Raw genomic sequence first — 7,413 nt, 5'->3', positions numbered from 1 at the left:
GCATCATTTGCCGCAGAATGGCTTCCTTGCGTTCAGCTGAGTAGCGCTTCACTATCTGTCTTTTGCTCCGCCCCCTCTATGATTTCAATAAATCAGATGACGCGACAACTATCCTGACACAGGGGGTCAACATCTCTCGACAAATATGCGTTAAAGCTTTCAGCTTGGTTAAAGATTGAGGCAACGAAATCACGCAAGCAACGTCGGACTTTGGACAGAGCGCATTGACTTGTGCTCGTTGATATGAAGGGTTGCCGTCGGGATCGTAAAGATAACGTACAGCGCATAAAAAATATAACGGGAGAATAGATTGTTGTCCGAAAACGATATCGCACGAATCAATGGGCTGCGACTGCCTGTTGAGTATTCATATCAAAAACGCAGTGGCGCTATCGATATTGCATGCATTAATAAGCGCAGTGAAGTTATCGAGGTAACGGTACAACCGTATCGATCAAAGGGTCTAAATTTAAAAAGACTAGCTGCCGTGACTCCTAACGGACTCGTCTATGCAATAGATCTTGGTGTCGGTAAGTTTGACTTTGAACCGCTTAATCCGCACGCGGTAATTCGTGGACGTGGTTCCCGGATAATTGACGGCGTTCTTGAAATTGAAGGCGCACGTTATCGCGATGTGGACGATCAGCTTGAATCAGGTGAACGCCTTCGTCTCCGCGCTAAAACTTCTTGGAGAAGAGGGATAAATTTTGTAACCGAACTTGCTCCACTGGGGGCGGATCCAGCAAGACACGGCTTGAGGGCGCCACAGATCGGTGCACTACATGCGATAGCAGCTCATTGGAGCCTAAGTAAGGAGCCAGCAATTGCTGTCATGCCGACGGGAACTGGAAAAACCGAGGTAATGCTTGCAGTTACGGTCGAATCAGGCGGCAACCGCATCTTGGTGGTTGTTCCGACAGACGCATTGCGGCAACAAACTGCAGATAAGTACAGAGAGTACGGCCTACTCCCTAGACTAGGTGTGATCGTCAATGTGGCAAATCCTGTTGTTGGAATTCTGAGAGGAAAACCGACGCAACAGGACTTTGATGCTATTCAGACGTGTAACGTCATCGTAACGACGATGAGTTCTATTAGTCGAGCAGATGAGGCGACGCAGCAGAACTTTGCATTCTTATTCAGTGAGGTTTTCTTTGATGAAGCTCATCATATCCAAGCTCAAACATGGAATAAGTTTGCAAAGTACTGTTCGCACTCTCGAACATTACTCTTTACCGCAACGCCGTTTAGAGAGGATGGAAAAGCTCTCCCTGGGAAAATAATTTACAACTATCCTTTACAACTTGCACAAGAGAATAGCTTTTTTAGGCCCATTCATTTTCTTCAAGTGTTTGAGCCTGATATCGCACAAGCAGACAATGCAATTGCAGCAAAAGCCGTGGAGAAATTACGAGAAGACCTTGCCGCAGGCTTAAACCACATGATGCTAGCGCGCGTCAAAACAATCTCTGAAGCAGAAAGAATATTTCGTACAATTTACCAGACTCTATATGCAGATTTGAATCCCGTTCTAGTTCATAGCAATACCCCACACAGGGAGCAAGTGCTTCAAGAGATTCGTGCTGGCCAACACAGAATCATCATTTGCGTGGACATGTTTGGCGAAGGATTTGATCTGCCGCAACTTAAAGTGGCCGCATTGCATTCGGTTCATAAGAGCTTGGGGATTACTCTGCAATTCATCGGACGTTTTGCCCGCGCCGCTGATAACGTTGGCAATGCTAGCTTTGTCGCAAATACCGCTGAGGATGGCGTGCCCGAGGCGCTCGAAAGCCTTTACCAAGAAGACGCGGATTGGAATACCTTACTTTCCGATTTAAGCTACGACGCCATAGATCCACAGGCTCAGTTGTCCGAGCTAATCGATAACCTAGAGGCGCTTGAGCATTCGAACCAAGAAATTGAAATATCCACGCTAACTTTAAAACCCAAGCTCAGCACAGAAGTTTTCCGCGTTACCGATTTCAATCCCGAAAATTTTAAGTCGGCATTCCGTAAATCCCAAATTATTCATCAACCGTTCTACAGTCGGCCCGATCAAATGCTGGTTTTCATCGTCAATCAGGAGGACAAGGTTGAATGGACTGATAGCCGCGACATAGCAATCGATAACTGGGACCTCTTTCTTGTCCACTATGTGGAGAACGTCGGTTTGTTATTTATTAATAGTACGCGGAAATTTTCAGCAGTTAAATTGGCTCAGAAGATTTGCACTGATCCCGTCGCAATTCGTAACGAAGATATTTTTCGTGCGTTTATAAATCTGCGCCGCTTAGTTTTGCATAGTGTCGGTCTGACAGGGATGAGTAAAAATGTCAGATATCAGATGTTTGCTGGATTGGACGTGCGGGACGCAATCGATCCAGCCATGCAACAGGATAAGATGAAGTCGAACATAATGGGCGTGGGGTATGAAGATGGCCGGAGAAAGAGTATTGGCTGTTCAAGGAAAGGGAAAATTTGGTCTTTGGCAAATGGGTCTTTAGCTGACTGGAGAGATTGGTGCACTGATTTAGCGGTGAAATTATCCAATAATCATGCAGCTCCGGATGACTTTCTACGCCACACGTTAATCCCTGAACAAATCACAACAGGATTCCTTCCAGATCAGCACGCATTGATGGTGGATTGGCCTGAGCAGCTGTTTGAGTCGGCCAGTTTTCGGATTGCTGTCGTGTTAGATGAACGTAAATTCGGTTTTCATGATTGCGAAGTTGAGCTTGATGAATGGATCCCTGCAGGCGGAAGTTTTTCTTTTACTCTCAAAGCCGGTCAAGAAATAAGCTGCACATTCCGTATGAGTCTGTTGAACACTTCGGTGGATGGGCTGTTTTATTCAATCGTTCAAGCGGACGGACCGGCTATAAGTATAGAAGCATTTAATCGGACAGTGGGCGCAACAGAGTTCTTTACATCAAGTCCGCCCTTAGTTCGACTAGGCGATGGTTCGCAGCTTTCGGGCGAGATCCTGCTTAAACCACGTGAGGAACTTGCCGAAGTTTTCGACCGCGAATCAATTATGGCGATCAATTGGGGTGATGTATTGCTGAATCAAGAGAGTCGCTGGCGAGGCGGTGCAATTCGCCCGCGTTCTATTCAGCAAAAATTTATCGAATACTTAGAGCGGGGTCCAGCAGCGTTCATTATTGATGACGACGACAATGGGGAAAGCGCTGACATCGTTGCAATTGAAGATACCGAGGACACAATTACCATTACTCTTTGGCACTGTAAGTATGCGTCTGGAGACACACCAGGGAACCGCGTGAATGATCTTTATGAAGTTTGTGGGCAAGCACAAAAGTCGATCAAATGGACTTGGAACTTCTCTAATTTAGTTTCTCATCTGACCGAAAGAGAACTTAGATGTGCACGGGGTCGAAATACAAGATTTATTCGCGGGAATTTATCCAGCCTCGTAGTCCTTCGAAAAGCCTCACGTAGAAAGTATGTTGTGTTCAAAGTTGGGATCGTGCAGCCAGGACTTCGGAAAGATGGCATTGGGAACGAGCATTTAGCCATCCTCGGTGCAACAAGCTTGTTTTTGCGAACAATCACAAGTAGTCCTCTTTTGGTAGTTTCCAGTTAATTTCACAAATACCGATTCGGAGGTGTAATTGTCGAGGCGCAGCCTTGGGCGTGAAGAATTCATAAATACCAACCAAACTTTACGAGAGCGGGCGTACATATTTTTGCGAAGTTGGCCACGTATTGCGCCCTTATCGCAAAATTGGAAGGGTTATAAAAGCATCAGCCACTAGCGCCTTAACCAGCCGTGGCTAATGTCAATTAGATTGTTGAATTCGGTATCCAGAAAAACGACTGGTCGCATCGGTTTTTCAAAGGAGGTTAATTAGTAAGTCAAACCTTTGATTTCGCTGTCAGCTCAGCGATGATTAATTCGACCACCAAGCTCGGAACACTTAGACTTTTGTTTCTTATCACTGTCTCCATAGCGGATCGGACTAATAATTGATCGTAGATATATTGGGGAACTCGAATCAAAACAGGTTTTTTTGGGAAGGGTGCGCTAGGTATTTTCATCGGGGCACAGGTAGAAAGGATTAGAAATGGGTCGTTTATGCCGTGGCCTATTTTGCCCTAAAACTAAAAACTGGTGTAATGAAAATTACACATTTGGACATAGACGTAGACCAATGGCTGGGTGCATTGGGTTGCGCCATTCGCAATAAGCGAAAAGAACTTGGCTTATCGCAAGAGGAATTGGCTCATTTAATTCAGATTGATCGAAGTCATATGGGAAGAATAGAGCGAGGTGAGCGAAATCTAACTTTCGCAAATATTCTCAAAATTTCGGCAGGGCTTAAATGTTCACCCTCAGCATTATTGATGCTTGCAGGTCTTTAACCGTTGGTATTTGCATTAATCTCTCCGTTCGCATGAGCGTTCCGAGAGAGTACTATTCCTGCCGGGAATTGAGCTTACTCTGCTCAATCCAGACAAATTACGGTTGACAACCTTTAATGCGGCGTGCCGGAAATTCGAAGCCTGCATTTTGCAGCGCAGCGCGGACGCGATCCTTGGATTCCTTAACCTCGGTTTCGGGTAAGCCAACGATGGTGAAAGAAGGGAGGCCGTTAGCCAGATGAACTTCTACCGTGACTTCCGGTGCCTGCATGCCGCTCAAGCCGCGACTTCTTAATACCGCCAAACTCATGATTGCTCTTGTATGGGTGGGAAGTGGTTCTGTTGCGATCGGGAGCCTGCGCTCCCGATGCTTGCTGTGGGCCAGGACGAGCTGGCTTGGTCGGCTTCCGTCTATCGCTTGGCGATGACGGCTATTTCTATGAGGACATCACGGGGAAGTCGTGCGACCTGTACGGTAGCGCGGGCTGGTGGATTCTTTTTGAAGTACTCACCATATACGCGGTTCATGTTCGCAAAATCGTTCAGGTCTTTCATGTAGACGGTGCTCATCAGGACATCGTCATGGCTAAGTCCTTGCGACTTCAATTTGGCACCGATGTGATCAAGCACCGCTTTGGTCTGTTCTTCTATGGTGCTGCCCTGGATGGCGTTACCGGCCATGTTCAGTGGCAGTACGCCAGACAGATAGATAGTGCCGCTGTGTTCCACCATCTGTGAATATGGCCCGACTGCCGGGTAGATATTGTTAGTCGAGTGTATTTGTTTGCCTCCTTGCTGCGGCATCGCGCAGCCAGTCAAAAGTACGGCCAATGAAATGGATGCAAGCGTGTAGCAGCGTGTATAAGCCTTCATAGTGTGACTCCCCCTAGTGATTTCCTTCGTAGTAGATACACCGGCAGTGCGGTGCATGCTGCCATGGCTAACCGTGCAACGCGTGTTGCTTGTGATGCCTGGCATGCTCCAGATGAGCGATAGTTGCCTTGACGATGGCAAACATCAAGGCGCGCTCTTTGTTCGGGTGATCGGAAATGTGGACCACGGTATCGCCTATGTGTATGGCTTTACCATGAGGATCAGAAGGACTTTGCTTGTAAGTGATTGCTAACTCATATGTAGCAATCAAGGGGCCGCAGGCTTGCCAGTCGCGCGTCCATTTTGGGAGTTGTCTGCCGTTGTCCCACAGTGAACCGGCATTCTCGTAGAACTCTTCTACGTTGTGGCAGCCCAGCAAATGGGCCAGTTGGCGTTCTTTGGAGACGCAGCTACGGAAGTATTCTTCATCGCTCATACGCATGGCTTGCTCCTCGTTTTTGATTGGATGCCGATGCCGACTTTGAATCGATACTGCCTGACGCAAACGATAAGGACTGGCGGGTGGCCGGTCTAAATCGAGTGCGACATATATATAGTGTGCTTCTGCGACCTTACTTTTTCAACTGTGCTTCCAGTATTGCTACCTGTGCTTCCAGCGCTTCAAGTTTGGCGCGGGTATTGGCCAGTACTTGTGCCTGCACGTCGAATTCTTCACGCGTGACCAGGTCCAGCTTGGAAAAGCCCTGGGTCATCATTGCCTTCACGTTTTTTTCGATATCTTTGGCCGGGGAGTTTTCCAGCACCTGGTTGATCTTGTCTTGCATCTCGTTAAAGAAATTAGGCTTTTCCATGTGATCCTCTGATTTAAAAATATTTAGCACCATAACGGTGCGATTCGTGTGCGAGCGTGCTATAAAAGTGCATATTTCGATGTTTCTGAAGGAGATATGTACCTGTCGGCAACTGTAAACGATAAAAATGATAGTACAACCAGCATGAAAAAGGCTGGCATGAGTCCTGCTAAATATGTATCGAAGACAACCAATGTTTGGTTTCTACTTTCAAAACTTTAAAGGGAACATCATGAAAAAACTGATTATCGCGGTTGCTGTAATGGGTGCATTCGCCGGTAGCCTGGCGCACGCAGAAGACGTTATTCCAGAACATTCGTTTACTGGCAACCTTTCTGTAGTCAGCGACTATCGTTTCCGTGGTATTTCCCAAACCTTTAAACAACCTGCTGTACAAGGCGGTTTCGACTACGCACACTCCAGCGGTTTCTACGTCGGTAACTGGAACTCGAATGTAAGTGGCAATTCGTTTACCGATGGTTCGATCGAAATGGATCTGTACGGTGGTTACAAATTCAATATTACACCTGACGTAGCAGCCGATGTCGGTGTTCTGTACTACTACTACCCAGGCGCGCAAATCGTTGGCGGTAAAAAGTACAACACAACAGAAGTATACGGTTCGGTTGGCTACAAATGGTTCACGCTGAAATATAGCCATGCAGTGTCTGACTTCTTCGGTGCTCCGGATTCCAAGAATTCCAATTACCTTGAGCTGAACGCAAATTTCGAAGTAATGGATAAAACCACTTTGGGTTTCCATGTCGGACATCAAAAAGTGAAGAATGTAGAAAATGCTAGCTACACCGATTACAAGGTAAGCCTCGCTCGTGACTTTGGCTTTGCGACCATTGGTCTGGCAGTCGTTGGTACCGATGCTGACAAAAGTTTCTACTCGCTGACTAACAACGGTGGCAAGACCAAAAAATTGGGCGATACCACAGCTGTTTTGTCGATCTCCAAAGCATTCTAATTTTAAAAATAACGTAAGAGGTTCCCATGAAACTGATTACTGCCATTATCAAGCCCTTCAAGCTGGATGAAGTGCGGGAAGCCTTGTCTGCGATTGGCGTGCAAGGTATTACCGTTACCGAAGTTAAAGGTTTCGGTCGCCAAAAAGGTCACACCGAGTTGTATCGCGGTGCCGAGTATGTCGTTGATTTCTTGCCTAAGACAAAAATCGAAGCGGCTGTTGATGATGCGATCGTTGATCGCGTGATCGAGGCAATCGAGACTGCGGCAAGAACCGGCAAAATCGGTGACGGCAAGATTTTTGTCTATGACCTGCAACAAGTCGTCCGCATCCGCACCGGTGAAACCGGTAAAGAAGCACTTTAAG

The 7,413-nt window shown here is 46.9% G+C and carries 7 protein-coding genes and 1 pseudogene; 4 read left to right on the top strand and 4 right to left on the bottom strand.

Annotated elements, in window-relative coordinates; all coding sequences use genetic code 11:
• Window positions 1-310 precede the first annotated feature (310 nt).
• Together IXC47_RS17150 and IXC47_RS17145 are read left to right on the top strand one after the other, a co-directional pair.
• Window positions 311-3,610: a DEAD/DEAH box helicase gene (locus IXC47_RS17150; RefSeq protein ID WP_195876453.1), complete on the top strand. Its 3,300-nt coding sequence runs from the start codon at window positions 311-313 to the stop codon at window positions 3,608-3,610.
• A 533-nt stretch (window positions 3,611-4,143) separates the two neighbouring features.
• Window positions 4,144-4,389, top strand: coding sequence for a helix-turn-helix domain-containing protein (locus IXC47_RS17145; protein WP_195876452.1), 246 nt, complete (start codon window positions 4,144-4,146; stop codon window positions 4,387-4,389).
• A 115-nt stretch (window positions 4,390-4,504) separates the two neighbouring features.
• On the opposite strand, the pseudogene IXC47_RS17140 reads toward IXC47_RS17145, so the two are convergent.
• The 4 genes and pseudogenes from IXC47_RS17140 to IXC47_RS17125 form a co-directional block, all read right to left on the bottom strand.
• Window positions 4,505-4,699: pseudogene (locus IXC47_RS17140) on the bottom strand (magnesium chelatase domain-containing protein); the annotation flags it as partial.
• Between the two features lie 101 nt (window positions 4,700-4,800).
• On the bottom strand, window positions 4,801-5,262 hold the full coding sequence (locus tag IXC47_RS17135; RefSeq protein WP_195876450.1) for a Rid family detoxifying hydrolase: 462 nt from the start codon (window positions 5,260-5,262) through the stop codon (window positions 4,801-4,803).
• Between the two features lie 67 nt (window positions 5,263-5,329).
• Window positions 5,330-5,704 (bottom strand): aminoacyl-tRNA synthetase, encoded by a 375-nt coding sequence (locus IXC47_RS17130; RefSeq protein ID WP_175624260.1) that lies wholly within the window; start codon window positions 5,702-5,704, stop codon window positions 5,330-5,332.
• 130 nt (window positions 5,705-5,834) lie between these two features.
• Complete coding sequence (locus IXC47_RS17125; protein WP_175624259.1) at window positions 5,835-6,074, bottom strand: accessory factor UbiK family protein; 240 nt, start codon at window positions 6,072-6,074, stop codon at window positions 5,835-5,837.
• Between the two features lie 232 nt (window positions 6,075-6,306).
• Here IXC47_RS17125 and IXC47_RS17120 point away from each other — a divergent pair, with 232 nt between their 5' ends.
• Both IXC47_RS17120 and glnK read left to right on the top strand, forming a co-directional pair.
• Window positions 6,307-7,047 carry a TorF family putative porin gene (locus IXC47_RS17120; RefSeq protein ID WP_175624258.1) on the top strand — a complete coding sequence of 247 codons (741 nt, stop codon included), beginning with the start codon at window positions 6,307-6,309 and terminating at the stop codon, window positions 7,045-7,047.
• Between the two features lie 26 nt (window positions 7,048-7,073).
• Entirely contained in the window at window positions 7,074-7,412 is a 339-nt protein-coding gene (gene glnK, locus IXC47_RS17115; protein ID WP_011979395.1) for a P-II family nitrogen regulator, read from the top strand.
• The last annotated feature ends 1 nt before the right edge of the window (window position 7,413 follow it).

This window comes from Herminiimonas contaminans, assembly GCF_015645465.1.
In the GTDB taxonomy this organism is placed as follows: domain Bacteria; phylum Pseudomonadota; class Gammaproteobacteria; order Burkholderiales; family Burkholderiaceae_D; genus Oxalicibacterium; species Oxalicibacterium contaminans.
The sequence above is the reverse complement of the archived record's forward strand: the minus strand, read 5'-3'. Positions and strand labels throughout refer to the sequence as shown.

Excerpts from the sequence above, each read along its gene's own strand:
- IXC47_RS17145 (WP_195876452.1), top strand. The coding sequence starts at position 4,144 with ATGAAAATTACACATTTGGACATAGACGTAGACCAATGGCTGGGTGCA.
- IXC47_RS17135 (WP_195876450.1), bottom strand. The coding sequence starts at position 5,262 with ATGAAGGCTTATACACGCTGCTACACGCTTGCATCCATTTCATTGGCC.
- IXC47_RS17130 (WP_175624260.1), bottom strand. The coding sequence starts at position 5,704 with ATGCGTATGAGCGATGAAGAATACTTCCGTAGCTGCGTCTCCAAAGAA.
- IXC47_RS17125 (WP_175624259.1), bottom strand. The coding sequence starts at position 6,074 with ATGGAAAAGCCTAATTTCTTTAACGAGATGCAAGACAAGATCAACCAG.
- IXC47_RS17120 (WP_175624258.1), top strand. The coding sequence starts at position 6,307 with ATGAAAAAACTGATTATCGCGGTTGCTGTAATGGGTGCATTCGCCGGT.
- glnK (WP_011979395.1), top strand. The coding sequence starts at position 7,074 with ATGAAACTGATTACTGCCATTATCAAGCCCTTCAAGCTGGATGAAGTG.